Origin of the sequence: Sulfitobacter sp. M368, assembly GCF_025141875.1 — a bacterium.
GTDB lineage: Bacteria > Pseudomonadota > Alphaproteobacteria > Rhodobacterales > Rhodobacteraceae > Sulfitobacter > Sulfitobacter mediterraneus_A.
The window spans coordinates 300417-324389 of the sequence record NZ_CP081113.1 but is presented as its reverse complement, the minus strand read 5'-3'; the positions used below and the strand labels follow the sequence as shown (position 1 = coordinate 324389).

The following is a 23973-nucleotide window of genomic DNA, read 5'->3' as shown; positions in this document are numbered from 1 at the left end:
CAAAAGATGGCTTTGCCGTGATGAGAAAACATCGCGCGCGCGGCGCGAAGAGGGCCGGCGCACCGGCCCTCTTGTGGTTTTCTGCGTTGCCTTATTGCATGGACTTGAAGGCATCGACGATGGCCGCGCCATCTTCGCCTGCTGCTTCGAGCCATTCGGCGGTCATGGTTTCACCCACAGCACGCAGATCACCCATCAGCTGATCACCGGCTGGACCAACCGTCATGCCGCCTGCGGCCAGACCATCCATTGTGAACTGGGTGTAGTCTTTGGACGCCTGCAAACCACGCGCTTGTGCTTCTCCAGCGCAGGTTGTGATTGCCGTTTTGTTGGCATCAGACACGTCCGCCCAGACATCTTTGTTTACCATCACATAGTTGTACGGCAGCCATGCATCGACTTCATAAAAATGGCTCAGGCTTTCCCACACCTTGCGGTCATAGCCTGTCGCGCCGGAGGAAATCATCGATTCCGCCACACCTGTCGCAAACGCCTGGGAAATTTCTGCTGCCTCAATGGTGACGGGCAACATGCCGGTCAGCTCTGCCAGTCGGGCAGTGGCGTTGTTGTAGGACCGGAACTTGATGCCCTGCATATCCGCAGCGCTGTTCACTTCCTTGTTGAAATACAGACCCTGTGGTGGCCATGGCACGGCATAGAGCATCACGAGGTTCTGTTCGTCCAGCACCGCGTCCAGCTTTGGCTTGGCCGCTTTGAACAGCTTGGCGCTGTCCTCAAAGGACGGGGCAAGGAAAGGCACGGAATCAAATCCGAACACCGCGTTTTCATTCTGGTGACCAGACAGCAGACGCTCACCAATCTGGACCTGACCGGTCTGGATTGCGCGTTTGATGTCTGCACCTGCAAACAGCGACCCGCCCGGATGCACAGTGATATCAATATCGCCGTTGGTCGCGCCGCGTACACAATCTGCAAAAGCGACGCCATTCTCCGAATGGAAGTTGGACGCGGAATAGGCCATCGGCATATCCCATTTCTCAGCAGCCATTGCGGGCATCGCCGCTGTCAGGGCCACGGCGGCGGTTGCCACGCCTGCCATTAATCTTGTTGTCAGTTTCATTGAGTTTCTCCCTTTTTGGATGTCTTGAACACTAATCAAAGCGTTGTGGGTGATATGGGGTCAGGTCCGTGTTCGGGGCCTGCCCGGTGATCAATCCGGCCACAAGGCGGCCCGTCTTTGGCCCGCCCGTCAACCCGATGTGGTGATGCCCGAAGGCAGTAAAGACCCGGCTGTTTCCAACCTCACCGATCAACGGCAGGCTGTCACTGGGGGCGGGTCTGTGCCCCAGCCATTCGATTTCGTTTGTCGCCTTTAGCCCTGGAAAGGCCGCCCTGGCTTGACGTCTGAGCAAGGCCAGCGGGGCGGGCGATGGTCCGGCTTCAAGCCCGCCCAACTCCACAATGCCCGCACAGCGCAGACCTTGTTCCATGGGCGTTGCCACAAATTTTCCGCTGGCGATCATAGTTGGCCGCGCTGGTCCGCCGGATGCATCTTCAAAAACGATATGATAGCCCCGTTCGGCCTCAAGCGGAATGTTCAGGCCCAGCTTCTTCATCAACGGCTTGGACCAAACGCCTGTCGCCAGCACCAGATTATCGCAAGGGACGGTGCCTTCAGAAGTCTGAACGCCGCGCACCTGCCCGCCGAAAAGGTCAAAATCCTTGACCTCCGCCTTCATGATGGTGCCGCCCATCCCTTCAAAAGCTTTGGCCAAGGCTTGCACATAGCCACCGGGGCTGCGGATAAATCCGTGATCCTTCATCACCGCCAGCGTGTTGATTTGCGGCCCTAGCGCAGGCTCATAGTCATGAACCTCAGCCCCTTCGATCAGGCGCGGCTCAAACCCCGCCTCTTTGCGCAGCTCCCAAACGTAGTGTTCCGCCTCAAAGGCCGCGCGACTGTTATAGGCAAAGCAATATTCGCTTTCGCTGACCCAGTCACCGAGACCAAGTTCATCACACAGGCTTTTGTGCTGCTCTACGGAATCGCCGGTGATCGTGGTGAGCCCTTTGGCGATCCGGCGTGTGTCGGAATCATTGGCCACCGCCAGATACTTGCGCAGCCATGGCAGCAGGCGCGGCAGATAGGACCAGCGCAGAAACAATGGGAAATCCCGATCCAGTAACATTCCCGGCGCTTTGCGTAGTAGCCCTGGTCCTGTGACCGGCACCATCGCGCATGACGCCAGCACACCTGCATTGCCGTGAGAAGTGCCCGTGCCGGGCGCACCCCGGTCAATCACCGTCACCTCGACGCCAGCGCGGCGCAGCCAGATCGCCGTGGACACGCCGACGATGCCCGCCCCTATGACAACGCAATGGCCGGTCACATCGCAAGCCCGGTGCAATTTGTTCTGTTCATGACGTTCTCCCTGCCTCCATTCTTATCAAAAATATCAAAACGTCAACAATTTGTTTGTATTTTGTAATTGTTTGAATTTTCTCTTGTATGAATTGGCACGAAACCGCAGTGTTTGCTGGGCTTTGGCGGGACAGGCACATGAACAACAAAGACAACGCACGCCTCGGTATCCTGATGCTGGACACCAGATTTCCGCGAATCCCCGGCGATGTTGGAAACCCTGACACCTGGCCGTTTGCGGTGAAATTCGCAGTGGTTGAAGGTGCCACACCTGAGGCCATCGTCTGTGACGACGTTGAACCATTTGTGCAGGCCTTTGTGGCCGCGGGTCAAGAATTGGTCGCTTCAGGGTGCAGCGGGATTGCCACCACGTGCGGATTTCTTTCCCTGATCCGGCCCCGCCTTGCGGCAGAAATAGGGGTTCCAGTGGCCGCCTCCGCGCTTGAACAGGCGGCACAGATACAAGCCATGTTGCCCCCCGGCCAAACCATTGGCGTGCTGACCATCTCGGCTCGCACCCTGACGCCCGCTCACCTTGCCGCGGCAGGCGTCCCCGAGGACGCGTCAGTTCAAGGCACTGACGGCAGCAGCTTTTCCCAGACGATTTTGGGCAACCAACCCAGTTTGGATGTGCCCGCCGCCCGTGCCGATCTGGTAAGCGCGGCCATGGCCCTTGTGACCGATCACCCCGATGTCGGCGCGATCATTCTGGAATGTACAAATATGGTGCCCTATTCCGCAGCCATCGCCGCCGCCACCCAAAGGCCCGTCTTTTCTATCTACAGCTACCTGATGTGGTTTCACGAAGGTTTGCGGCCACGCGAATTTGGCTAGCCTTAACCGCGACTAGCGCAGCCAGTCATCCTCGAACGCGACACGGCTCACACCCGCCAGCCTTTTGATCCGCTCAAGTTCTGCTTCGAACGCGGCGATCCGGCCACTGCCCCATTTGACCTTATCCTCCGGCCAAAGCGCCCGCACCCGCAGCACATCTTCATCGCGAAAGGCTTTCATATCGACGCGCCCAACCAATCGATCGCCCTGCAGGATCGGGAAAACGTAATACCCATACTTGCGTTTCGCCGCGGGAACGAACACCTCAATCCGGTAGTCAAAGCCGAACAACCGCTCCGCCCGCTTGCGATCTCGCAGGGCCGGATCAAATGGGCTGAGCACCCGCAAACGATTTGTCGGAGGTTGGTCAATTGCTGGATCATCGGCCAGACCAGGCCGCGCATAGGCCATCTTGAGGCTGCCATCCACACCCGTGATCTGAACCTGCTCAAGCCGCCCTGCCGCCAATTCTGCCTTGCACCACCCCTGCGCCTCGGCCGGGGTGATATGCGCCCAGAACGCGGCCAGTTCTCCATGCGTGGCAAAACCCAGCCGTTCAAGCGCCTGATCGCAACACCAATCAATCGTCTCGTCCAAATCAGGGGCATTCGAGACGTCACACAGATGCTGTTCCAGCACCCGCTCGGTCAGGTCATAGCGTTTCTGAAACCCCTCGCGCCCGACAACGCACAACGCCCCACTGCGCCACAGATATTCCAACGCGGTCTTGGATGGGTGCCAATCCCACCAGCCACCTGATCCGCGTTTTTCATCCTTGCCCACATCGGCAGAACACACCGGGCCGTCAGACTTGATCTGATCCAAAACCGCCTGGAAACACGCCTCAAAGCCCGCACGTCGCCCGTCACGCCAGTGGCCGCGCAAACGCTCCGCATCGCGCTGCCGCCGCAGGTGCCAATAGGGGTAATAGGGCATCGGAACCACAGCCGCGTCATGGGTCCAATGCTCAAACAACGCGCGGTCTTTCTCATAAAGGGACTTGAGCGCCTTGGGCCGATACCGCTGCCGCCGGGCAAACAGGATAAGATCATGCGCCCGCGCAACCGTGTTGATGCTGTCGAGTTGCACAAAGCCAAGATTTTCGATCAGGCCAAGCAGATCATCGCCCTTGCCCGGCCCTTGCGGCAGACCGGACAGGTGGTGCCGGTCAAGAAACACGCGCCGCGCGGCACTGTTGGAAAGGGTCAGCATGTTATCTTTTGCGATGGCGGCGCAGCGTATCACCAAATGACAACGTTGGCGTCAGTGTAACCTGCTGCGGCATGTCCGGATCCGGCTCATCGGTGGTCTGGTTTAAGATAATCCGCGCCGCCGCCTGCCCGATCTCGGCGCGGCAGGCATCCATGGTCGCCAACTGGCGCGGCAATCCTTGCAACAGCTCAACTCCGTTAAAGCCAGCCAGACCGATCTGGCCGGGGATATCGACGCCTTGATCAATCAGGTACAACAACCCGCCCGCGCCGATCATATCATTGGAGTAATACAGAAAATCCAGATCGGGAGAGCGTTCAAGCATCTCCTGTGTCATCTCGCGACCCTTGGCCAACGCCGACCCGCCGGAATAAAAAGCGCGGTCCTCGATCTCTATGCCAGCCTTTGCCAATCCTTCGGTAAATCCCTCGAACCGTTTGCGCGCCCGATGGTCCAACGGCATTTTGGTGCCCATAAAACCGATGTGCTCATATCCCTCTTTCAGGATAGCATTGGCCATCTCGCGCCCCGCGCGGCGGTGCGAGATCCCCACCATCGCGTCGACAGGCCGGCCATCGGTGTCCATGATCTCAACCACCGGAATACCCGCATTGCGCAACATCGCCCGCGTCGCTTCAGAATGCTCCAGCCCCGCAATAATCACCCCGGACGGACGCCACGACAGCATCTCGTAAAGCACCCGCTCTTCTTTCTCAGGCAAATAGTCGGTCACGCCAACCACAGGCTGCAATGGCGTGTCTTCCAACACCTGATTGACGCCGTTCAAAACCTCCGGGAAGACCATGTTGGACAGGGACGGAATGATCACCGCCACCAAATTGACCCGTTGGCTGGCCAATGATCCGGCAATCTGGTTCGGCACATAACCCAGTTCCTTGGCCGCGGTCAGCACCTTTTTCCGTGTGGCTTCAGACACATCACCGCGATTGCGCAACACCCGGCTGACGGTCATTTCAGAGACGCCGCAGGCATCGGATACATCACGAAGGGTCAGCGGGCGTTTTGAGGGTGTGTTCAAATTTCTATTCCTGAATGCATATGAAACAGTTACCGCGAAGCACCCCTCACGATCAAGCGCCGCCTGCACCCAATGCAATATGCCGATGACAAGCCCCGAACGCTGGGCTAAACCCAAGCCTGCTGGCCCCGTGGCTCAACTGGATAGAGCAGCCCCCTCCTAAGGGGCAGGTTGCAGGTTCGAATCCTGCCGGGGTCGCCAAACCTGCCAATAAAATCAGTGTCTTGTGGACTTTGCAGCGGTGCGCTTTGCAACATCGTGCAGGATTTTGCAGCTTCTGTACGAGAACATGTAAAGAACACCCGTACAAAACCCGTACAGGCTGATCCGCCGGACAAGGGTTCCTGGGAACACTATAAACAGAAAAATCCCGGCTCGGCGGCAACCGAAACCGGGATCAAATCTAAAACAAAAGCGTCCAGCTTTCACGACTACAATACCTCAAGAACCGCCGTCAAAGCAACCGACATTCAGGGCTGTCCTTGGCTGTCAGGCGGTGCATCATGAGCGTTCGCCTTGTACACGGAGGTCTCCCCTCAGACATCACGCCTTATCAACTGAAGCGATTTCTCAAGCGGGCCAGAGTGTCGCTTGGCTTGTCAAAAGGTGCGATAGAATATCTCGTCTTTGCCATCGACAACTGTCAGCCCTCAGATTTTGTTCAAGGCAGGATCTGTGCGATCTGGCATTCTCTGGAACGGCTTGCTCAGAATTTTGGACTATCTAAACGGCAGGTTGGACGGATCGAAGCTGAGCTTGTTGACGCGGGTTTGATCCTTCGCACCTACCCTGAGCGCAAGAGCCGCTCTGGTGACCGGGCTGATGGTGTCATCAAGCGTGCAGCGGGTATCAATCTCGCCCCGCTGATTGAACAAGCCGAGTATGTTCGTTCGCTGGTCAGTCGCCAGATGCAAGCCGACGAAGACCAGAAGCGCTTGCGCGAGCATATTCAAGGCCTGTTCCGGCAAATCAGGGAGCTGGGCAAGGCTGACGCTGATGAAGCCGCAACCAGCATTCTGCCCCGTCGTCGGCCAACTGAACTCAACGACATCGCCAAAATGCAGGAAGTTGCAGAAGCGCTGGAAGCCGTGCTTTCCGACTTTTCGACAGATTGCGGTCCGCCAAACATGACCGTCGGGTCAGACGAAAACGTCCGACTCAATACGAACAAAGAAAAGAAAACCAAAACTTGTATGGCTGAGAAGCCGATGGAAGAACCCCGCTTGAACACCAGCCCAGCTCACGCCCGGCTGCTGGCTGGGCCACAGTTGGCCGAGTACATTGATCTGTATGCCTGCGGTGGTCCGCCCGACTGGCAAACGGTCACAAGGGCTGCGCATGACCGAGCTTACGAGCTGGGTGTCTCTGGCCGGTTGTGGCGCGAGAGATGCATTCAGCTTGGCGAGGCAAGGACCGCGCTTTGCCTGATTGTGGCAGATCGAAACTCGCAGAGGGATGGCCCATTTGGTAGGAAAAACCCGGCCGCTTCCTTTGCAGGGATGACCCGAAGGGAAGCCGGACGGATCGCTGTTCTAGACGGTTTGATCGGTGAGCTGACGCATGCGCTGATCCGATCAGGCGGCAATCCATGAATAGTCTTCGTGTACCCCAAAAGGAAAGGGAGCAAGGTTACGCGTGTGGCTACGCCAAACGCACCTTGGAAGGGAATGGGCAAGCCCTTTCCCCTTCACCCCAAACCCACGCGCAAAGCGCGTCAGGCGGCTGCCATGAGCAAGAGTAAGTTGGGATCGCGTCCGGTCCGTAAATTGGTCCTGCGGGTGCGCTGCTCGGAGGAAGAACGTGCGACATGGTTGAGGAAAGCGCGCGCCCAAGAGCGGTCATTATCCGACTTTGCTCGTCATGTTCTCTCTGCCGAACCAATGCAGCGCCGGGTGCGACCACCGACGGTCGATCCCGCGTTACTGGCGGCGGTCGGGCGTGCGGGCAACAATCTGAATCAAATCGCACGCGCCATGCACTCCGACCGCAAGGCGGGGCGGCGCATCGATCTGATCGCCGTCTACACTTTGCTGATGGCATTGGACCGCGAGCTGGCTGAGATTGTCGCGGAGCATTCCCGATGATGGTTCGCTTCTTCGCCCATGGCGACGGCTCAGGGCGGTCAGCGGTCGATTACCTCGTGGCAAAGGAGGTGGCTGCCTATACGAAAGACCGCAAGCGCATCGCTGGTAAGACCGTCCGGCGAGATGTAGCCCCAGAGGTACTGGCCGGCGATCCCGACCTGACGTGCCACCTGATCGACAGCAACACTCGCAAATGGAGATACACATCGGGGGTCGTTGCATTCCATGCTGAGGACGATCCCTCGGAAGTAGAGCAAGCCAATGTCATGCGGGATTTTGAGAAAGCCGCGCTCGCGGGGCTCGAAGCCGACCAAGCGAATATCCTCTGGGTCCGTCACCAGCACATGGGTAATGTTGAATTGCATTTCCTGATCCCGCGCGTCGAGCTTTATAGTGACCGGTCGTTCAATCCCGCGCCCCCCGGGTCAGAGGGGTTCTACAATACCTTTCGCGATTACTGGAACACCCGCGAAGGATGGGTCAGCCCCGAGGAGCCGGACAGAAAACGGATGGTCAAACCCGTTTTAGATCTGGGCGACCGGAAGGGCATTAAGGAAACCATCCGAACTTTCATGCTCCAGAAAATCGAAGCTGGCGCGGTCCGAAATCATGCAGACGTTCGTGCTGTTCTGAGCGAACTGGATGGCCTCGAATTCAAACCGTTGACCGAGAAGCAGCTTGAGAAGCGCCGCAAGGCCGATGCCGTAGAAGCGAAAGGCGGCAAGCCGCGCGGCCGCGACACCCGGATCACGGTACGGGTCGCCGGAACCTCGGACAGTCAAAACACTTTCAGATTAGAGGATCGCATTTTCCATGAAACCTGGACCGCAGATGAATACTTTGCTGCAAAGCCTGCAAGCGAAGGTGGAGACCCAAAGCCACGCCACCGAAGAGCAGACCCAGCAGATGTTGAACGACTTCGAGCAGCGTTTGTCACAAGCGTTGAACGCCGCGCTGCGAAAAATCGATCACGATATGCGCGCCCTCGAAAGGTTGAGCAGCTCACTCAACAACCTGACGACCCACGAGATCGAGGCGCAGGCCAGCAAAATTCGGGACGCGACAGCGGCGTTGGAAGAGAGCCGGAAGGAATGGCGCACCGTGACCTGGAAGACGATGCTGCCGACCTACTTGGCGGGGGTCTTTCTGACCTTCTGGGTGCTCTTGATGGCTGTGCAGCTGACCTTTCCGGAGCAACCGTCAAGGATCGAAACACTGGGGCTGGCAACATTCGGTCTGGAGGGCACGCGCGTGACACGTGGCCTTGGCGGCTTGGGCCAGGTGGTCAACCTTCCGCCTGGCGTAACACTGGCAAACTGTCCCGTGCCCAATCTGGGCGGTGGCGAAATCTGCGTCGAAACCGCGAGAACGAGGTAAGCTATGTCACACCATCAATTGACGCCCTTCGAGACAGCGTTGTTACGCGCTGTCGAAGATCTGAACGCAACCTTCGAGGCTGGTTTGAAGAGCGCAGGCGCTTCTCCGAAGGAATTGGTGAATTTGCAGCACGAATTCGAACGGTTTGCGAGCGACTTAGAGAAGCGCTTGAGCGCTTTGGAACAACAGCAAGGCGAGTTGAAGCAGCTATTGCAAGATGGTTGACCGAGAAATCGGCCAAGCAAAAGGAGACATCCCGAAAATCTGCCAAATCGAGTGTTGAACCACCATCCCCGTCATTCGGTCCTGGTCTTTAACTTGTCGACGAAACGAACAGATCAGTTACGGAAAGCGTGGACCAGCCGATCAGCAACATTTGCACTGTCTTCTTCGCGAACAACGACTGGATTTCTCGGAGCCGAACTTAGCAGTTTTTCGGCCGCCTCAAACGCGCTGAAGAACGATTTCCTGGAAGGTTTGCCGATAATAAAGTACGGCTGGAAATCCTCGGAAGCTTCCTCCGCTTGCATCAAATGACCAGCCCACCTGGCGGCCTTGCTGTCAATCGTATCTCGGTCAGAATGATCGAATGATAGGGGTTGGACACAGTGCCAAATCCCGTTCTTGAAAGACCTCTTGAAGCGCACGTCCCCGCGCGGCGAACGCACGACGTGTTCAGTCATTTGCTGAAGCAGTTGGGTGTCGTCCAGATGCGACTTCAGCGACTGGAAAACATCTTCATCATCACGCCGGTCATGATGGCTAACGTGATCAAAGCGAGCAATCAATTCATCGTAGAGTTTTTCCAGCTCTGTCTGGGGATCATGCGTAACGCCGGAACCCTGCGAACCCCAGACTATTGACCCTTCAGGAGAACCAAACAAGCTCAGCAGTAGCCCCTCTGCTGTGTTGCACCTCGCGCGCGTATCGAGCGGCGTGCTGAAGCCGTCTGATGCGATCCTTTGTGCCGCTACCGACAGCGACTTCAGGTCCGATCTTACAGCGCTGCGATCAAAATCAGGATATGCATCGGTAAACCGCTTCCACGACTCTCGGATTTTCAGCTGGGCAAAATTTCGCTTCTCACACACCAAGAGCAGGCCAATATTCAACCGTTCCCCGGCGAAGGGGCTGTGCTGATATTGCAGCACAATAAAGGTATATGGCATACGTTTCATTGGGTTACGTGTTCTTCTGCCATCTCGCAGAAACCTCGTGCTTCTGCCTTTGCTCTAAATATATAATCCCGAATTCGGTCCATTGTAGGGCGATCCCAGTCATCGGGAGCTTGGTTTGCATACTCTGAAATCTCCGCATCGGGCAAGCTCTCCCATCGGTCAGCAACCGGCGAAAAGTCGCATCGTGACTTTGGCACCAAGTGTGGAACGAGGGAATGCTGAGCCGTCCCAGCCACGAAATTCATCAGCCCGTTCATCCCCCAGGGCCCTGAACCGTCCCCTGTGACAGCATGGCTGAAGGCTTCCTCTTGGTCGATCATCTTCAGCATGTCGCCATGTCGCAGCAGGTTGGGGTTTGACCGGCTTCGGTCGCTGTTCTCAACAAGGCAATCAAACGTAACGATATGCTGAATCATCGGCAAACACGACCAAGGAAGTTTCGAGCTTGTATCGAATAGTCTCCAGCCGTCACCCGCGTGGACAGACCCCAACAAGACCCCGGGGCCGTTCGCCATGGCAATTCGGAGTTCTTCATCCAATACGGAGTCGATAAACTCCTCCTGCACTCTGACCGCTATCACCGGCGCAACCGGAAGGCTCAAAGTCTGAGCCAGCTTAGTAGCCATCCACTCTCGTTCCAAAGATGTGCTTGGGGTGGATGGGTGAAAGTCTGGCGACTTGAGCCAAATCTGACACTGCTCACCAACGTCGTTCTCTGCAAAGCAAAGCGGTGGGCGAGACCGCCCACGTTCGGCCCTGCGTAGCAATGTCCGAGCTTCAAACACTGACCCGATCAAACTTCCATAAAATCAAACGCTTGTTAGATTGCTCTCAGTTTACGCGCGATTATTCAATGAAAATCGCTTTTGTTGCCCTTTTTGCGTGCCAAAGATTTGGAATGCGCGGACACCCGTCGGCCCATGAGAATTCCCTATATCTGAATGTGATAGGCTGGGTCGAACCTCACTCCTTCACCCGGATATCCCCGCTGGTTCGTGATGAAGCGGATTTCACCCTTTTCCCCTTCGCCTTTCCAATTCTGACCCTCGTGGCTGTGGCCCCATATCCAAGTGTGGATGTCGAAGGCGCGGATTTCGTCCCAAAGATCACAGGCGAAACCGTTGGTCATTGCGCGCTTCTCATGCCCACCGATTGTGCGCGCTGGTGAGATGAGTTGGCGGACCGGCAAATGATGGGTCATGACCACAGTGGGGCCGCTATAGGGTTCGCTGAGCGCGCTTAGGATCGCCGCCTTGTCCCGCGCGTGACACGCCAGCATGTCGTCGATTGAAAAGCGTGTCTTGGGCGCAGTCCGAATGGCGCGGTAGTCTTGCATGTAGGCAGATACCATCATCCGGGCCAGATATTCGAATGGTGGGTAGAGCGCTAAATCTGTCCAGAGGGTCGCACCAATGATGCGGACGCCAGCAATCTCTGTCGCTGCGCCGTAAAGCACTCGAATGTCGAGCCCTTCACTGCGTAGGGTCTCAAGCTGCCGTTCTTCGTCTTCCAGAAGGTCAGACCAGATCGACCCATAGGGCTCATGATTGCCCCAGATCAGCACAGCAGGGCAACCATATTTGCGTGCCGCGCGTGCCGGGATGTCCAGATGGCGGCCCATCGTGTGCGTGTCGCCAGCAATCAAAACTCCGTCTACCTGTGCGGACAGATCAGGCAGGTCGAAGCCGGTCCAGAATTCATCATGCAGGTCACTCCAGACCAGGAAACGTGCCATCTGAATTACTTTCTCATGATTTCGGGAAAGCGGGCAGGATCAATCCGCTGCTTGCCATCCTTGGGTGCGCCCCATGGGTTGCCAAACAGTTTACCGGAGGGAGCATCTTCAATTTCCAGATCGCACGCGTTGAGAGCGCGTCTGGCCCGTTTGTGCTCCGCCTTCTTGAACACCTTGTCGCTGGCAGCCTTTGTCATCCCGCAAATCGGTGTCTTTCGGTATGAGCGGGCCATCTAAATCTCCTTCGCATTGTGCTCGACGTCGGCCCAGTGCTTGTTCACGGGGAGCGTCTTGGCACGGCGGGCGATGTCCTCGAACCGGACAGGCATGTAGTCCCAGACATCGACGCCAGCATTCACGCTGTTGCGGGAGCCGCGCCAGTTGTTGTGGACATGACCGAAGATCTGGAGCGCATCGCGTCGCGCGTGGTTCCAGGTGATCATCGGATAATGGCAAAGCGTATGTGCCTGGTTCTGGGGGCCGTCGCGGACTTCGGCTAGATGCGTCACACTGGTCCATGGCAGCGCCTGTGTCGGTTCAAGGTCATGGTTGCCGACAACCAGGTGCTTTTCTGCGCCGGGCAGCTTGTCGAAAAGCTTGCGAAGCCAGTCTGAATCCTTGGCCTTGGGACCGTGAGCAAAGTCGCCAATGATCCAGAGCGCGTCCTTGGGGCCAACCATGGCCCAAAGGTTCTGCATCAGAACCGCATCCATGTGGCTCGCTGACCGGAAGGGTCGCTTGCAGAACTTGATGACGTTCTCATGCCCGAAATGCGGGTCTGCGGTGTACCAGTTGGTCATGACTTCTCTCCGTCGTCTGTCGTCGGCGGAGCGGCAATCTGGCGATGCGGAGATGGGAATCATCAAAGGCGAACAGCGCGATGCCGCCCGCCAAATGTGCGGGCGTTACAGGGTGATATGTACGCGTTTGATGTTCATGCGGTGCTCATAGCGCCTTTCGGTGCGTGTGGCTATCCCTGTTCACAGATCCATGTCTGAGGCTTCCACCTCTTCGCCCGTCAGGGCTTCTACAATCTGGCGATCCAACTCGGCCATATGTTGGCGGCCAAGCTCAAAGTCTTCCAAAGAGAAGCCGATGACAGTGCTGCCTGGTTCGCCGCGATAGCGGACGGTGAAAGTCGCGATGCACCCTGTCTTGATGTCCTCGTCACGTGGATAGGTAAAGCGGTATTCGACGTTGTTACGATAGTGCTGGGCGTTACCGCACAACTCGTATTCCGAGCGACGAACGCTGCCCGAGGCGAAGGTTTCTTCGTGGACCAAGGGAGGCAGGGCGTCCAGATCGGCAATGAACCCGTCTTCGCCCCAGGCGTAGGTCAAGGTCATCTCGCGCCCGCTGATCTCGACGCGGGACGGCGGGCCATAGGCTTCTTCGATCTGGGCTTTCAGCTCCAGCGGTTCCGGCAGTTGATCGCTTGGCTGGCGGATCGAGCGATGGATCGCCATGGGGCGCTGTTCCATCACATCTGACGACAGCATAGCTGTCACCTGATCCTGATCCGCTTTTGCAAGCCGCCCATTGATGCCGACATCACCGATCCGTGTGAACTTCTGGTAGGTGAACTCGAACACATTCCCATCAGGCGACTGTACACGCAGAACTTCGCTCTCGCTTGTTGGGGCAGCGTCGCTGCGTTCTGCGTAGATTGACAGGATGTCGTCCAGTGGGTCGCCGGGTTGCAGGCCAAGGATTTCATAGGGGTATTGGCGAGCTTCTGGCGCGGGCAATGGCGTCAACACATTCTCAGCCATAGCTGGCTGCGTCAGTGAAGTCATAGTGAGAGCTATGGTCAGCGATGTGCGGATCATGCGACGGCCTTTCTTTTGATGGGATAAGCAGACAGGCCGTCGAAGGGTTCAAGTCGATGGCCGTTCAAGGCAAATTCGACCTCGAAGGCGAAGCGTTGGACAGCAGTCCAGGCAAACTGCGCCTCTCGGAACCGTGCGAAGCCGGGTTTGTCGGATCGGCAGGTAAGAGACGACGTAAAGTGGGCGATATCACCGTTTATGATCTGATCAGACAATGCCTCAGCCCAAGGCAGTTCTGACAGGAACACAGCGTGATGACCAAAGGCACAGCGCGTTTCAGCGGCCTCGGCTGCGCCATTCCGGCAGCCGTTGACCAGGCAGATCACGTCCTCGGCCGGCCCCAGATATTCGTCGATGCCGTCAAGAATGCATCTGGCCTCGAACGGACTGATCGCAGGGGCAATCACTAGGTCAGCAATGCCGAGGGCGGCAATCTGAGGCTCGCGAATGCGGGCAAAGGTGTCGATTAACAGAATATCGATCCCCTGCGCATCAGCGGCGGCAGCGCTGTCTTCGACTTCTTCGCGCGTCTGGCATTCAATCAGTTCGAGCTGAGGAGGACGAAACTTGCACGCCGCCATCTGCTTCAACCAGTTCTGCAGTGTCGATGGATGCGGACCGGTTGGGTTACAGCCTGCCAGGTCTGTGCAGTCCATCACCGCTACGCGCTTGCCTTGCGCGAGAAAGCCAGAGGCAAGCGCCATTGTAGCGACAGTGCGACCGGAGCCGCCCTTGTTCGCGAAGAAGGTGATGGTGTGCATCGACATAGACCGTCTATTGTTACAAATACATATTATAGTTGATAACATTAAAGTATGTAATTTCCAATGGTCAGGCGCATGGATATGCGCAAACTTGTTGGAAAAAACTTCGCACGCCTACGACGCGAAAAAGGCCTCACGCAGGAGCAGATCGAAGAGCGTTCGGGGTTTAGCCAGCAGTATTTGAGCGGCTTAGAGCGAGGTAAGCGAAACCCCACTGTGATTACGCTCTACGAGTTAGCGCAGGCTATTGGTGTCAACCATGTTGAGTTGGTTAAGCCTGACTGACCTCACCATATGCCAATTCGCGTAAAGATGCCGGAAACAGAATACGTTGCTGTCAGTTGACCTCTTTAAGCAATGCTTCTGCTTGCTCTAACACTGTTTGCACAGCTTCTTTCGATAAATCAGGTGGATAGCCGAATTTCTTAAGAATTCGTTTAACAAGAATTCTCATTCTGGCACGGGCGCTTTCCTTCTTGTGCCAGTCAACGGTCACATTTCTGCGGACTTGCTCCAAGAGTTCGTGCGCGATCAATCGGAGTTGTTCATTGCCCATCGCCTCGACTGCGCTGTCGTTCTGCGCCAATGCGTCATAGAATGCCAGCTCATCGTCGGTCATTCCTTCTGCTTCGCCTCTCGCCGCTGAGGCCTTGACGTCCTTTGCCAGGTCGATAAGAGTTTGTATCATCTCAACCGTCGAAATGGCATTGGCGTGGTAGCGCGCGACCGCCTCTTCAAGCCTTTCGCTAAAGGCTCGGCTTTCAACGATATTGCGCCTAGCCTTACTTCTTATTTCTCCATTCAGCAGCTTCTTGAGTGCTTCGAGGGCAAGATTCTTGCGCTCCATCGACTGAATCTCGAGGAGGAAATCATCCGACAATATCGAGATATCTGGCGTCTGAATGCCTGCCGCATGCAAGATGTCCACGATCTCGGCGTCTGCTACTGCCTTGTCTACCAACTGCTCAATGGCGAACTGTTTTGCTCTGGACGACAACTTACCTTTGACTGCAGTCTTCAACATGGCAGCGCGTACTGCTTGAAGAAACCCAACCTCGTCCTTGACAGTTTTTGCAAGATCACTGGATGACGCCAACGCGAAGGCCCGCGACAACTCAAGGGTAGCATCCTGAAAACGCGAAAGTTCTTTCTTTTTTTCTGGATCAGATGATCGTTGCTGCGCTAACCGCGCCTGTTTTCCAACAATATAATCGACTGCGTCTCCAAGTGCCTGAAGCCGAGCCTGTGCCGCTCCTTCAAGGCCAGAGACATAATCGTGTCCTGCAAACATGTTGCGCACGACATCGAGTTTCTCGGCAAGCAATGCAACAGCTTGTTCTTCGTCGATACCGGTGCGTTCACGGTCCGCGTCGGAGTATTGGGAAAGAGCATTCTTCAGGTTTTGAGCAATGCCGATATAGTCGACTATTAGGCCGCCGGGTTTGTCACAAAAAACGCGGTTTACCCGAGCAATGGCCTGCATAAGCCCGTGCCCATGCATTGGTTTGTCGATGTACATGGTGTGCATGCACGGGGCGTCGAACCCGGTTAGCCACATGTCCCGCACGATCACGAGCTTAAGTGGGTCGCCAGGATCACGAGCCCTCTTGGCGAGGTCGTCACGGCGTTTCTTGCTACCAATATGGTTTTGCCACTCCAATGGATCAGATGCAGAGCCGGTCATCACAACCTTGATGGAGCCGTTTGCGTCATCGTCGGAATGCCAGTCTGGGCGTTGCGCGACAATTTCATCATAAAGTGCCACACAGATTCGACGGCTCATACAGACTACCATCGCCTTACCACCAAGCGCATCAGTCCGCGCTTCGAGATGTGCAACTAGGTCTGTCGCTACCTGCTTCAGGCGCTTCTCTGCCCCGACCAGTGCTTCGACTGTGCTCCACTTAGCTTTGGTCTTTTCTTGTTCCGAAAGGCTCTCATCTTCAAGAATTGCCGCAATTTCATCGTCTATCTTTGGCTTCTCATCATCGTCGAGCTCGATGCGCGCCAACCTGCTTTCATAGTAAATTGGGACCGTCGCTTTGTCTTCGACCGCCCTGGTGATGTCGTAAATGTCGATATAGTTACCAAACACAGCCGGGGTATTCACATCGGCCGTTTCAATGGGCGTACCGGTAAAGCCAACAAAGGATGCGTTCGGCAGGGCTTGCCTTACGTAATGGGCGTACCCGTATTTCCGTTCGCCGGTTTTGGTATTTACCTTGGCATCCAGACCGTATTGGCTTCTGTGGGCCTCATCAGCAATGACAACGACATTGCGTCGGTCAGTTAAAGCTGGGTAGTGCTCTTCTCCTTGCTCAGGTGAAAACTTCTGCATGGTAGTAAAGATGACGCCGCCAGATTGCCGAGTGAGCAATTCACGCAGCTCGTCACGACTTTCAGCATGTTCGGGAGTTTGGCGGATCAAATCCTTTGTCATCGCAAAGGTTTGGAACAATTGGTCATCCAAATCATTGCGGTCTGTGAGCACTACCAATGTCGGATTCTGCAGCTCAGGACTGCGAACCAAAAGCCCAGCGAAAAAGGCCATCAGCAGCGATTTGCCAGAACCTTGTGTGTGCCAGATTACTCCAATACGGCGGTCCCCTTCCGGAGCTGAGGCCTCAATAGAACTGGCTAAGGCTTTGCGTGCGCCGAAAAACTGATGATAGCCTGCAATGATCTTGAAGGGTCCGTCACCCATATCCCCGAACACGGTGAAATCCCGTAGCAGCTCAAGAAAGCGCCCCTTGTCGAAAACACCCTTGAGAAGCGTGGCCATCTCCTGTGGTCCCTCGGGGGTGAAATCCCCATTTGAACCTGTGACTGAGCGCCACGGCATGAACCTTTCTTCATTGGCTGTGAGCGAGCCGATCCGAGCCAATAGTCCATCGGAACTGACTAGGACCGCGTTTGTTCGAAATAGTGACGGGATCTGCAGTTTATAGGTCTGGAGTTGCGCGAAGGCATCCTCGATGGTCGCGGCTTCGCTGGCAGCATTCTTCAGCTCGATCACTGCGACAGGAAGACCATTCAGAAAAACCACAATATCTGGGCGACGATTGTGCTTCCCCTCAATCACGGTGAACTGGTTTGTCACCAGCCAATCGTTCGCCCCAGGTTTTTCGTAGTCTACTAGCCAAACTTTATCGCCTCGGATCGAGCCGTCATCAGTTTTGAACTCGACATCCACGCCATTTACCAGAAGCGCGTGGAGTCGCCGGTTCTCCTCGATCATGCTTTGTGATGCTGAGCCGGTAACCTGCCGCAGCGCATCTTGTCGAGCATCGGTCGGGATGTTGGGGTTCAATCGCGCCACGGCTTCTTCTAACCGCGCCATCAGCAGAACCTCACCGTAGGACGGGCGCTCCGGCTGTGTTCCATCGGGCGAGATCACATCCGCGCCCAGATATGGTATGCCCTGATCTTGCAGGATATCCAGCGCAGCTTGTTCGACGAGGTCTTCGTTGATCATACCTTTGGAGCTCCACTCGCGGCAGCTTTGTAGAATTCTACTAATTGATCAACGACTTGGTCGCGAAGACTGTCGGAAAAGCTAAAGGCTGCAGCTAGGCGGCGTTGACCGGTCTTCACCCTCGCGGTTTTGCTTTCTGACAGGTGCCACTCAAATGACTGATCTTGTTGGAAACGATCATAAAAGCGTTCGGAAAAATCATCTTTCTCGTGCGGCAAATATTCGTCGCCGAGCACTTGGGTGACAATAGCTTTAACTGCTGCCAATGCGTCCGGCGCGGCTGCTATCGCCTCTTTGGTAGCCTCTGTCGAGGTCGTTCGAGCCGCACGCTGGGCGGCCTTTTCCCGTTCAGCCTTCTCTTCCCGTAGAATGCGCTCAAGCCAGTCATTGCAATACAGCGAAGCACCTTGGGCATCAGGGAACAGGGTCCCGTTGTGTATGTTCATCTTGCGCAACGTTGCCAAGCAATCCATCCGACCGGTATTGGGAATATGGATCTTCTGGATGTACTGTTTCAGCTGCTCCGACAGGTTGTCAGTAACCGTGTATTCGAGCTCTGGTACTTCCGACCCAGAGCTTTCGACCGTTGCTGTCTTGGTTACAGGCTCAGCGCTGACGACCCCCTCTTCCTGCAGCGTGTTGATGATGTAGCTGGCGAAGTTGTCGTCATCATCGGGAATCATTGTGAATAGGCCAGCCTGGTTGACCAGACGACTGTTATTGTGACCCATCGGATCACGGAAAAGCGGCTGATCACCTAAGGCACTTCGCAATGCCGACATGTTCACGCAATAAATCGCGCGAGACGGGTTCGCTTCCGTATCATCGGCGCTGTTGAAGGCGAAGAACAGAGCGATGAAAGGCGACCGTGTCCAATCTAGTAACGGCGTGAGCAAACCGTGGTGCTGGCCTATTGCCCACTTCTCGATTTCGGACCCATCGCCATTAAAGGCGCTCAGATCATACCCGCGCCCGCGCATCGCGAGCTCGAACTGAGCGAGCAACCCCTGCCGCTTCTCCACCGGAATGCTGCCACCATCGAACTTCCGCCCGAGCGTTGAGGCCAAAGGCCAATCGCCGCCACGTTGCCCGCGATAGACCCACTCACTGGCGGCTCGGTTGTGCAATGGATCGCGCATCGCCTCAACGAAGCTCTCCCAGCTTTCGACGCGACACGTCGGAATGAGTCCATCGACTTTGGGATCACCTTCACGGAATTCGGGCCAGATGGGGAGCGAGTCAAGCTTGGCGCGAAGCTCGTCCGGGGTGAGTTTGTCGTCACTCATCAACGGCCTCAGTCTCCTCAATAACAGCGATACCTCTGAGGTTCAGACGATCCATCTCTTCGTCTAAACGGCCTTCACTATCGCTGCCCTCTCGCAGCAGCCCGACCCATTTCGGGACGTTGTCTGTGGGTTCAAATGAAAATTCCAAATCAGACAATGCAGCACGATCATCGTCACCGTCTCCGAGGCTGTATCCATAGAGTTGACGCAGCCCATGGCCGACCAGGGAAGGGAGCGAAGGATCAGCAGGGCGATCATCCCAGCAGCAGCCACAGACAATGCAATGCCAGGGGATCATCGGAAATTGGCCAGGGCTGTTGTCTTTGCCCCAATTGGCATGCTTGATTGCCAGCGCGCTCGCCGCGCTGATCCCCCAATCCGTTGAAAAGTATGGAAAGCCGCAAAGCTTCCACCAAGCCAGGTGTGTGTGGAACGACAGCGCCGAGTTCAGTTCCAACTGATCCGAATTGTAGAACAGATACATCGGTACCAGACCGTCTTTGTAGTTCAGTAGGGTTTCGCACTGATTGGGTGTCAGTTTGCCAGAGGCTTTGCTGGCCTCCTTCTGCTTCTTGCTTTGGTGATAGAGCGAGCTGTAGGCACCATCATCAGCGAACAGCCGCTTGGCCTGAATGCGTGCGCCGATCCCGTTCCAAGCCCCGTTCGCGAACCAGAAAGCCCAGTCGGCACCGTTTTTGCCTTCCTCCTTTTTGGTGTAAGCCTTGATCTCGAGCCCACGCCCTTTGTGCTTACGGGCAAGGCTCAGCAGCAGCTCTTCTGTCGTGGTTTCTTCATTGCGCGGTAGGTTGAAACCCTCGGCTTCCGACATGTCATGCCAGACCTGATGGGCTTCTTGCCGGAAAGAATGGCAGTAGTTCGGGAGAACTCTCATACCTCCGCCTCCGCGCCTTTAAGGCGGATTTCGCCGGACATGAGTTTGGGGAGCAGGAGGTCTCGGGTGGCGGCGACGGTTTGGTTTTCTTTTTCGTTTGCTTCGATTAGCTGGACCAGTGGCAACAGAATGCCCTGAAATGTCTCAAGCACTGGATCCCCAGGGAAAACAAGCGACAGCTTCGCAATATCGCCATTTGACACGAAAGGTTGGGCAGCGCCTTTGCGTATCGTTGTCAGGTCGAGTCCGCGGAGCGCATAGAAAAACCATTCGGGCTTAGTCCCGTTCTTGAGTTCAAAGAAGGAGGCGTTGTTGTTGATCCAAGCTAGCCCACGGTGGGCAACGAAGTTACCGCAGTAAGCTCCGACCCTTCCGACGGAAATGACATAACCAGAGGCGTTCGCTTTGTCGGTGTTGCCCATGTGGCCAGCACCGCCAAAAACCGGAATATCGCCGTCTTCAACAAACTCCGTTTTCGGGAGCTGTTTACCACCTTTCAACTTGGCGAATGAGCCAACTTCGCGCTCTTCCCACCCCTCCGGCAGGCCGTTGTCTCCGAAGCGGTCGGGAAAGAGGGCGGCAAGTTCAGTGGCTTTGGCGGGATCGGGGAGGATGCCGCCGAGGATGGCGACGGGGTCTGTTTCGCTAGCGGCCTTACGTCGGGTGGGGCCGAAATCGACGAACCAATCCCGAAACACCGCCCGCGCCATAGCTTCCAGCGTCTCATTCATCCGCCGGTTCAGCTCGATCTTGTCATCAAACGTATGCAGGATGTCCGCAACCAGAGTTTGTTGTTCAGGGGAAGGCAGTAGGATGGGGATGCGTGCAATTGTTTTTTGGTTCAAAGAAGCCATCGTTGAACCGGTAGAGTGCTGATGTAGCCAGTTCTTAATTTTTCCCTGAGAAATCCAGTACTTGACGTATTGTGCATTGACTGTTGTAGGTAAGCGGAGCCGGATGCCATCTGAACCCAAGAACCAACCTACCTGGTCCTCGCCTACAATCGCAGACCTTTCGACAGAGCCCTTTCTGGCAAAAACGATGTCTCCCTTTTCGAGAAGGTATTCCGGTAGCCTTAATGTAACCTTTTCATCAACCCGAGGTGTTTTGTCGTCGATGTGGAAGGTTCCCGCTCCGATCTCTTTGACAGAGATCAGGGGTACCCCCGTTGAAGTGTACTCTGATGCCTTGAGCGTCGTGCCGAAGGGACCAGTTTTGATGCTGCCCCCATACTCAGCTATGATTTCTCCAATGGTTGTTGACATGTCGGCTTCAATTCAACCTTTCGAAAAGGCTTCGAATCTTACTTTGTAGTTTCTGAGAGGAAGCGAACTGATCACTAAGTTGCGCTGATAGTGTTCCAAACTTTTCTTCAAATGGGACACCATCATCTGTTTCATCAGCGGCGCCAACGTAGCGGCCAGGAGTCAATACGAAGTCATGTTTTTGGATCGTCTCCAGATCCACGCTGGCGCAAAAGCCGGGCTCATCCTTGTATTGCACTTCGGGCTCTTTGGAACGCCATCGATGGTAGGTTTCGGCAATCTTCTCGATGTCGCTATCACCAAAGTCTCGGCGCACGCGATCGACCATGTGCCCCATCTGGCGTGCGTCGATGAACAGCACCTCGCCTCGCCGGTCGCGGTGGCCATTCGCGGACTTGTCATTGGCCAAAATCCAGAGGCATGCGGGGATCTGGGTGGAGTAGAACAGCTGCCCTGGCAGCGCCACCATACAGTCGACCACATCACCCCCGATTTGATTACCCTTCTCGTCGAACAAGGGCTCGATCATGGCCCGTCGAATGTCGCCCTCGCCCGATTGCTGAGACGACATAGACCCATTTGCGAGCACGACGCCCGCAGTGCCGCGCGGGGCCAAATGATGCAGGATATGTTGTAGCCAGGCGTAGTTCGCGTTGCCCTTGGGCGGTGTGCCGTACTTCTTCCATCTTGCGTCATCGGCCAGCCGCTCGCCGCCCCAATCGGAAATATTGAACGGCGGGTTGGCCAAGACATAGTCAGCCCGCAAGTCGGGAAGCTCGTCGCGGATAAATGAACCTTCGTTATTCCACTTGATCTCGGCGTCGATTCCCTGGACGGCGAGGTTCATCATCGCCAGCCGCCAGGTGGTGTGGTTGATTTCCTGACCGTAGACCGAGATGTCGTCACGGCGACCACCATGGTCTTCGATAAAGTTCTCGGACTGGATGAACATACCGCCCGAGCCGCAACAGGGGTCATAGACGCGGCCTTGCTTAGGCTCCAGCATGGCGACCAGCGTTTTGACGACAGAACGCGGTGTGAAGAACTCACCCCCTCGCTTACCTTCGGAGGACGCGAAACCTGACAGAAAGTACTCGTAAACGCGGCCGAGCAGGTCGCGCGCCTCGGTCGCGTTGCCACGCATATCGATGCCGGAGAACAGGTCGATCAGATCTCCCAGCATCTCTTTGTTGAGCGTGGGGCGGGCGTAGTTCTTGGGGAGAACACCCTTGAGCTTTTCGTTCGATGGTTCGCGCTCGATGGCCACCATCGCGTCGTCGATGATTTTGCCGATGTTTGGATCGCGCGCCTTGTCGCGCAGGTGCGACCAACGCGCCTCGACCGGCACCCAAAAGATGTTTTCAGCGAGGTATTCTTCCGGGTCTTCCGGGTCGGCGTAGTCGTCCTCAGCCAGTTTTGCGTGGTAGCTCTCGAACGCTTCGGAGATGTATTTCAAAAACACCAAGCCAAGGACGACGTGCTTATATTCGGACGGCTCTAGGTTGCCGCGCAAGCGGTCGGCGGCCTTGAAGAGCTCAGCCTCAAAGCCCAGGTCGGAAGTTTGAGAACTCATCTTGTGACACCAAGGGATGGGCGGGCATTGAAGGACATGCACAGGGCGGCAGTCCAAGCCACGAAGATTGCCAAGATCGTCAGACCGGCGAATGTCGCCGCACCGGTTTCTGATCCCGTAATCAAGAACATGTAGCCAAATCCAAACCAGCTCATACCAGCTGCGAAGCATGCAGACAGGGCCAATTGAAAGCAGCGTTTTCTAGCCAAGTTTAGCTGAGACGAGTTCGCCCTCGCATGTGCCTTAGCTACGATCCTGCGCGCCTGCTCTAGAAATGGGTTCGTCATTTTTGGTCTTTCCTCAATGTTCTAAAGTATGCGTCCATTCGTGAGGCGTTCAGGCCGCCTTCACGAAGAATTTCGTCGAAAACGAAAAGAACGACGTCGGACTCATAGTCAGGACTTGGCACCTCATCTTCTGCAATGAAGTGCTCCCGGACTGCGATGACGGCGGCTTTGATAGCATCACGTACTTCGAGACCTGATCTGGCTCCATCTCCTGTGAGCAGCCAAGCGATATTGGCGTCGTATTTTTCGGAGATTTCCAAGGCCACTGCCAGCGGAAGTTCCCGGATACCAAGCTCGTAGTTTTTGTATGCGCGATCAGAGAGCCCAAGGTCCGCACCAAAGGCGGCTTGGGACATGCCAGTTGCTTTTCTTATCGACGACAATCGCTCTTGCAGGCTACTCATCGTTACCTTATGGTATCAAATGTTACCAGAATCAGCGACTGAGAGTCGAATCTTCCGCTTCATTCCCAACCGTAGCGGTTCGTTCCCAGTTCGCCAAGAAAATGGAGGCTCTTTTGGAAGGATTCTCTACGCCACGTGAATTGGCAAATGCTTCGGGTTGGCCGGAAAAGACCATTCGGAGCCTGATCGCCACGAATGAGTTGCGCCATCTGAAACTGAAGCAGCGCTTCTTTGTTCCGGATGGCGCTCTTGAGGAATTCATCAAACGCAGGATGGTCGTGCCCGAGAGCTCGGGAACGGACCAAAATCAACCGGAGAATTCCGATGATCGTGCCTGAACGTCTTGGTTCCGAGGT

28 protein-coding genes and 1 tRNA gene are annotated in these 23973 nt (G+C 55.9%); 9 read left to right on the top strand and 20 right to left on the bottom strand.

The features are described from left to right. Positions 1-91 precede the first annotated feature (91 nt). Positions 92-1081: a TRAP transporter substrate-binding protein gene (locus K3754_RS01595; RefSeq protein WP_203209356.1), complete on the bottom strand. Its 990-nt coding sequence runs from the start codon at positions 1079-1081 to the stop codon at positions 92-94. Positions 1082-1112: 31 nt separating this feature from the next. After that, a complete protein-coding gene (locus K3754_RS01590) occupies positions 1113-2351 on the bottom strand; it encodes an FAD-binding oxidoreductase (RefSeq protein ID WP_259940296.1) in 1239 nt (412 codons plus the stop codon). Positions 2352-2521: 170 nt separating this feature from the next. Between K3754_RS01590 and K3754_RS01585 the strand changes: the two genes are divergently transcribed. Continuing rightward, the gene (locus tag K3754_RS01585) at positions 2522-3217 is read left to right on the top strand and encodes an aspartate/glutamate racemase family protein (protein ID WP_259940294.1); all 696 of its coding nucleotides are present in this window, start codon (positions 2522-2524) and stop codon (positions 3215-3217) included. A 12-nt stretch (positions 3218-3229) separates the two neighbouring features. Here the strand turns inward: K3754_RS01585 and K3754_RS01580 are convergent, their stop codons facing one another. Both K3754_RS01580 and K3754_RS01575 read right to left on the bottom strand, forming a co-directional pair. Continuing rightward, positions 3230-4429, bottom strand: a complete 1200-nt coding sequence (locus K3754_RS01580; RefSeq protein ID WP_259940293.1) for a winged helix-turn-helix domain-containing protein — start codon at positions 4427-4429, stop codon at positions 3230-3232. 1 nt (position 4430) lies between these two features. Beyond that, a complete protein-coding gene (locus K3754_RS01575) occupies positions 4431-5468 on the bottom strand; it encodes a LacI family DNA-binding transcriptional regulator (RefSeq protein ID WP_259940290.1) in 1038 nt (345 codons plus the stop codon). A gap of 124 nt (positions 5469-5592) precedes the next feature. Here K3754_RS01575 and K3754_RS01570 point away from each other — a divergent pair. From K3754_RS01570 to K3754_RS01555, 4 genes are all read left to right on the top strand, one after another. After that, a tRNA-Arg gene (locus K3754_RS01570) sits at positions 5593-5669 on the top strand. A gap of 57 nt (positions 5670-5726) precedes the next feature. Then, positions 5727-5975, top strand: a complete 249-nt coding sequence (locus tag K3754_RS01565) for a hypothetical protein (RefSeq protein ID WP_259940288.1) — start codon at positions 5727-5729, stop codon at positions 5973-5975. Then, the gene (locus K3754_RS01560) at positions 5972-7060 is read left to right on the top strand and encodes a helix-turn-helix domain-containing protein (RefSeq protein ID WP_259940286.1); all 1089 of its coding nucleotides are present in this window, start codon (positions 5972-5974) and stop codon (positions 7058-7060) included. The genes K3754_RS01565 and K3754_RS01560 overlap by 4 nt, the downstream gene beginning before the upstream one ends. A gap of 135 nt (positions 7061-7195) precedes the next feature. After that, positions 7196-7552, top strand: coding sequence for a MobC family plasmid mobilization relaxosome protein (locus tag K3754_RS01555; RefSeq protein ID WP_259940283.1), 357 nt, complete (start codon positions 7196-7198; stop codon positions 7550-7552). A 38-nt stretch (positions 7553-7590) separates the two neighbouring features. Here the strand turns inward: K3754_RS01555 and K3754_RS01550 are convergent, their stop codons facing one another. Together K3754_RS01550 and K3754_RS01545 are read right to left on the bottom strand one after the other, a co-directional pair. Beyond that, complete coding sequence (locus tag K3754_RS01550; RefSeq protein WP_259940281.1) at positions 7591-7917, bottom strand: hypothetical protein; 327 nt, start codon at positions 7915-7917, stop codon at positions 7591-7593. A gap of 159 nt (positions 7918-8076) precedes the next feature. Next, on the bottom strand, positions 8077-8334 hold the full coding sequence (locus K3754_RS01545; protein WP_259940280.1) for a hypothetical protein: 258 nt from the start codon (positions 8332-8334) through the stop codon (positions 8077-8079). 49 nt (positions 8335-8383) lie between these two features. On the opposite strand from K3754_RS01545, the gene K3754_RS01540 reads away from it, so the two are divergent. Then, positions 8384-8929: a hypothetical protein gene (locus K3754_RS01540; RefSeq protein WP_259940277.1), complete on the top strand. Its 546-nt coding sequence runs from the start codon at positions 8384-8386 to the stop codon at positions 8927-8929. Between the two features lie 3 nt (positions 8930-8932). Beyond that, positions 8933-9154 (top strand): hypothetical protein, encoded by a 222-nt coding sequence (locus tag K3754_RS01535; protein ID WP_259940274.1) that lies wholly within the window; start codon positions 8933-8935, stop codon positions 9152-9154. A 113-nt stretch (positions 9155-9267) separates the two neighbouring features. Here K3754_RS01535 and K3754_RS01530 read toward each other — a convergent pair whose 3' ends face one another. From K3754_RS01530 to K3754_RS01500, 7 genes are all read right to left on the bottom strand, one after another. Next, complete coding sequence (locus tag K3754_RS01530) at positions 9268-10107, bottom strand: DUF3037 domain-containing protein (protein WP_259940271.1); 840 nt, start codon at positions 10105-10107, stop codon at positions 9268-9270. Further along, the gene (locus tag K3754_RS01525; protein WP_311201461.1) at positions 10104-10892 is read right to left on the bottom strand and encodes a HipA family kinase; all 789 of its coding nucleotides are present in this window, start codon (positions 10890-10892) and stop codon (positions 10104-10106) included. Before K3754_RS01525 ends, K3754_RS01530 begins: the two co-directional genes overlap by 4 nt. Before the next feature lie 146 nt (positions 10893-11038). Beyond that, positions 11039-11842, bottom strand: a complete 804-nt coding sequence (locus K3754_RS01520) for a metallophosphoesterase (protein ID WP_259940264.1) — start codon at positions 11840-11842, stop codon at positions 11039-11041. A gap of 5 nt (positions 11843-11847) precedes the next feature. Then, complete coding sequence (locus K3754_RS01515; RefSeq protein ID WP_259940262.1) at positions 11848-12075, bottom strand: hypothetical protein; 228 nt, start codon at positions 12073-12075, stop codon at positions 11848-11850. Next, on the bottom strand, positions 12076-12642 hold the full coding sequence (locus K3754_RS01510) for a metallophosphoesterase (protein ID WP_259940257.1): 567 nt from the start codon (positions 12640-12642) through the stop codon (positions 12076-12078). It lies immediately after the preceding gene. A gap of 180 nt (positions 12643-12822) precedes the next feature. Further along, a complete protein-coding gene (locus tag K3754_RS01505; RefSeq protein WP_259940255.1) occupies positions 12823-13671 on the bottom strand; it encodes a hypothetical protein in 849 nt (282 codons plus the stop codon). Continuing rightward, positions 13668-14438, bottom strand: coding sequence for a hypothetical protein (locus tag K3754_RS01500; RefSeq protein WP_259940253.1), 771 nt, complete (start codon positions 14436-14438; stop codon positions 13668-13670). Before K3754_RS01500 ends, K3754_RS01505 begins: the two co-directional genes overlap by 4 nt. A gap of 72 nt (positions 14439-14510) precedes the next feature. Between K3754_RS01500 and K3754_RS01495 the strand changes: the two genes are divergently transcribed. After that, positions 14511-14720, top strand: coding sequence for a helix-turn-helix domain-containing protein (locus K3754_RS01495; RefSeq protein ID WP_259940250.1), 210 nt, complete (start codon positions 14511-14513; stop codon positions 14718-14720). A gap of 52 nt (positions 14721-14772) precedes the next feature. Here K3754_RS01495 and K3754_RS01490 read toward each other — a convergent pair whose 3' ends face one another. From K3754_RS01490 to K3754_RS01460, 7 genes are all read right to left on the bottom strand, one after another. Next, entirely contained in the window at positions 14773-17910 is a 3138-nt protein-coding gene (locus K3754_RS01490; protein WP_259940248.1) for a type I restriction endonuclease subunit R, read from the bottom strand. Then, positions 17907-19196 carry an FRG domain-containing protein gene (locus tag K3754_RS01485; protein WP_259940245.1) on the bottom strand — a complete coding sequence of 430 codons (1290 nt, stop codon included), beginning with the start codon at positions 19194-19196 and terminating at the stop codon, positions 17907-17909. Before K3754_RS01485 ends, K3754_RS01490 begins: the two co-directional genes overlap by 4 nt. Further along, a complete protein-coding gene (locus tag K3754_RS01480) occupies positions 19189-20088 on the bottom strand; it encodes a DUF6615 family protein (RefSeq protein WP_259940242.1) in 900 nt (299 codons plus the stop codon). The genes K3754_RS01485 and K3754_RS01480 overlap by 8 nt, the downstream gene beginning before the upstream one ends. Continuing rightward, on the bottom strand, positions 20085-21353 hold the full coding sequence (locus K3754_RS01475) for a restriction endonuclease subunit S (RefSeq protein ID WP_259940240.1): 1269 nt from the start codon (positions 21351-21353) through the stop codon (positions 20085-20087). The genes K3754_RS01480 and K3754_RS01475 overlap by 4 nt, the downstream gene beginning before the upstream one ends. Before the next feature lie 7 nt (positions 21354-21360). After that, positions 21361-22926, bottom strand: coding sequence for a class I SAM-dependent DNA methyltransferase (locus tag K3754_RS01470; RefSeq protein ID WP_259940238.1), 1566 nt, complete (start codon positions 22924-22926; stop codon positions 21361-21363). Continuing rightward, complete coding sequence (locus K3754_RS01465) at positions 22923-23081, bottom strand: hypothetical protein (RefSeq protein WP_259940237.1); 159 nt, start codon at positions 23079-23081, stop codon at positions 22923-22925. The genes K3754_RS01470 and K3754_RS01465 overlap by 4 nt, the downstream gene beginning before the upstream one ends. A gap of 128 nt (positions 23082-23209) precedes the next feature. Then, complete coding sequence (locus K3754_RS01460; protein WP_259940235.1) at positions 23210-23617, bottom strand: helix-turn-helix domain-containing protein; 408 nt, start codon at positions 23615-23617, stop codon at positions 23210-23212. Positions 23618-23718: 101 nt separating this feature from the next. Between K3754_RS01460 and K3754_RS01455 the strand changes: the two genes are divergently transcribed. Further along, entirely contained in the window at positions 23719-23955 is a 237-nt protein-coding gene (locus tag K3754_RS01455) for a helix-turn-helix domain-containing protein (protein WP_259940232.1), read from the top strand. Positions 23956-23973: the final 18 nt, after the last annotated feature.

Excerpts from the sequence above, each read along its gene's own strand:
- K3754_RS01485 (WP_259940245.1), bottom strand. The coding sequence starts at position 19,196 with ATGAGTGACGACAAACTCACCCCGGACGAGCTTCGCGCCAAGCTTGAC.
- K3754_RS01500 (WP_259940253.1), bottom strand. The coding sequence starts at position 14,438 with ATGTCGATGCACACCATCACCTTCTTCGCGAACAAGGGCGGCTCCGGT.
- K3754_RS01540 (WP_259940277.1), top strand. The coding sequence starts at position 8,384 with ATGAATACTTTGCTGCAAAGCCTGCAAGCGAAGGTGGAGACCCAAAGC.
- K3754_RS01480 (WP_259940242.1), bottom strand. The coding sequence starts at position 20,088 with ATGAGAGTTCTCCCGAACTACTGCCATTCTTTCCGGCAAGAAGCCCAT.
- K3754_RS01455 (WP_259940232.1), top strand. The coding sequence starts at position 23,719 with ATGGAGGCTCTTTTGGAAGGATTCTCTACGCCACGTGAATTGGCAAAT.
- K3754_RS01475 (WP_259940240.1), bottom strand. The coding sequence starts at position 21,353 with ATGTCAACAACCATTGGAGAAATCATAGCTGAGTATGGGGGCAGCATC.
- K3754_RS01495 (WP_259940250.1), top strand. The coding sequence starts at position 14,511 with ATGGATATGCGCAAACTTGTTGGAAAAAACTTCGCACGCCTACGACGC.
- K3754_RS01470 (WP_259940238.1), bottom strand. The coding sequence starts at position 22,926 with ATGAGTTCTCAAACTTCCGACCTGGGCTTTGAGGCTGAGCTCTTCAAG.
- K3754_RS01530 (WP_259940271.1), bottom strand. The coding sequence starts at position 10,107 with ATGAAACGTATGCCATATACCTTTATTGTGCTGCAATATCAGCACAGC.
- K3754_RS01520 (WP_259940264.1), bottom strand. The coding sequence starts at position 11,842 with ATGGCACGTTTCCTGGTCTGGAGTGACCTGCATGATGAATTCTGGACC.
- K3754_RS01535 (WP_259940274.1), top strand. The coding sequence starts at position 8,933 with ATGTCACACCATCAATTGACGCCCTTCGAGACAGCGTTGTTACGCGCT.
- K3754_RS01580 (WP_259940293.1), bottom strand. The coding sequence starts at position 4,429 with ATGCTGACCCTTTCCAACAGTGCCGCGCGGCGCGTGTTTCTTGACCGG.
- K3754_RS01515 (WP_259940262.1), bottom strand. The coding sequence starts at position 12,075 with ATGGCCCGCTCATACCGAAAGACACCGATTTGCGGGATGACAAAGGCT.
- K3754_RS01595 (WP_203209356.1), bottom strand. The coding sequence starts at position 1,081 with ATGAAACTGACAACAAGATTAATGGCAGGCGTGGCAACCGCCGCCGTG.
- K3754_RS01505 (WP_259940255.1), bottom strand. The coding sequence starts at position 13,671 with ATGATCCGCACATCGCTGACCATAGCTCTCACTATGACTTCACTGACG.
- K3754_RS01550 (WP_259940281.1), bottom strand. The coding sequence starts at position 7,917 with ATGCAATTCAACATTACCCATGTGCTGGTGACGGACCCAGAGGATATT.
- K3754_RS01465 (WP_259940237.1), bottom strand. The coding sequence starts at position 23,081 with ATGAGCTGGTTTGGATTTGGCTACATGTTCTTGATTACGGGATCAGAA.
- K3754_RS01510 (WP_259940257.1), bottom strand. The coding sequence starts at position 12,642 with ATGACCAACTGGTACACCGCAGACCCGCATTTCGGGCATGAGAACGTC.
- K3754_RS01460 (WP_259940235.1), bottom strand. The coding sequence starts at position 23,617 with ATGAGTAGCCTGCAAGAGCGATTGTCGTCGATAAGAAAAGCAACTGGC.
- K3754_RS01560 (WP_259940286.1), top strand. The coding sequence starts at position 5,972 with ATGAGCGTTCGCCTTGTACACGGAGGTCTCCCCTCAGACATCACGCCT.
- K3754_RS01490 (WP_259940248.1), bottom strand. The coding sequence starts at position 17,910 with ATGATCAACGAAGACCTCGTCGAACAAGCTGCGCTGGATATCCTGCAA.
- K3754_RS01585 (WP_259940294.1), top strand. The coding sequence starts at position 2,522 with ATGAACAACAAAGACAACGCACGCCTCGGTATCCTGATGCTGGACACC.
- K3754_RS01555 (WP_259940283.1), top strand. The coding sequence starts at position 7,196 with ATGAGCAAGAGTAAGTTGGGATCGCGTCCGGTCCGTAAATTGGTCCTG.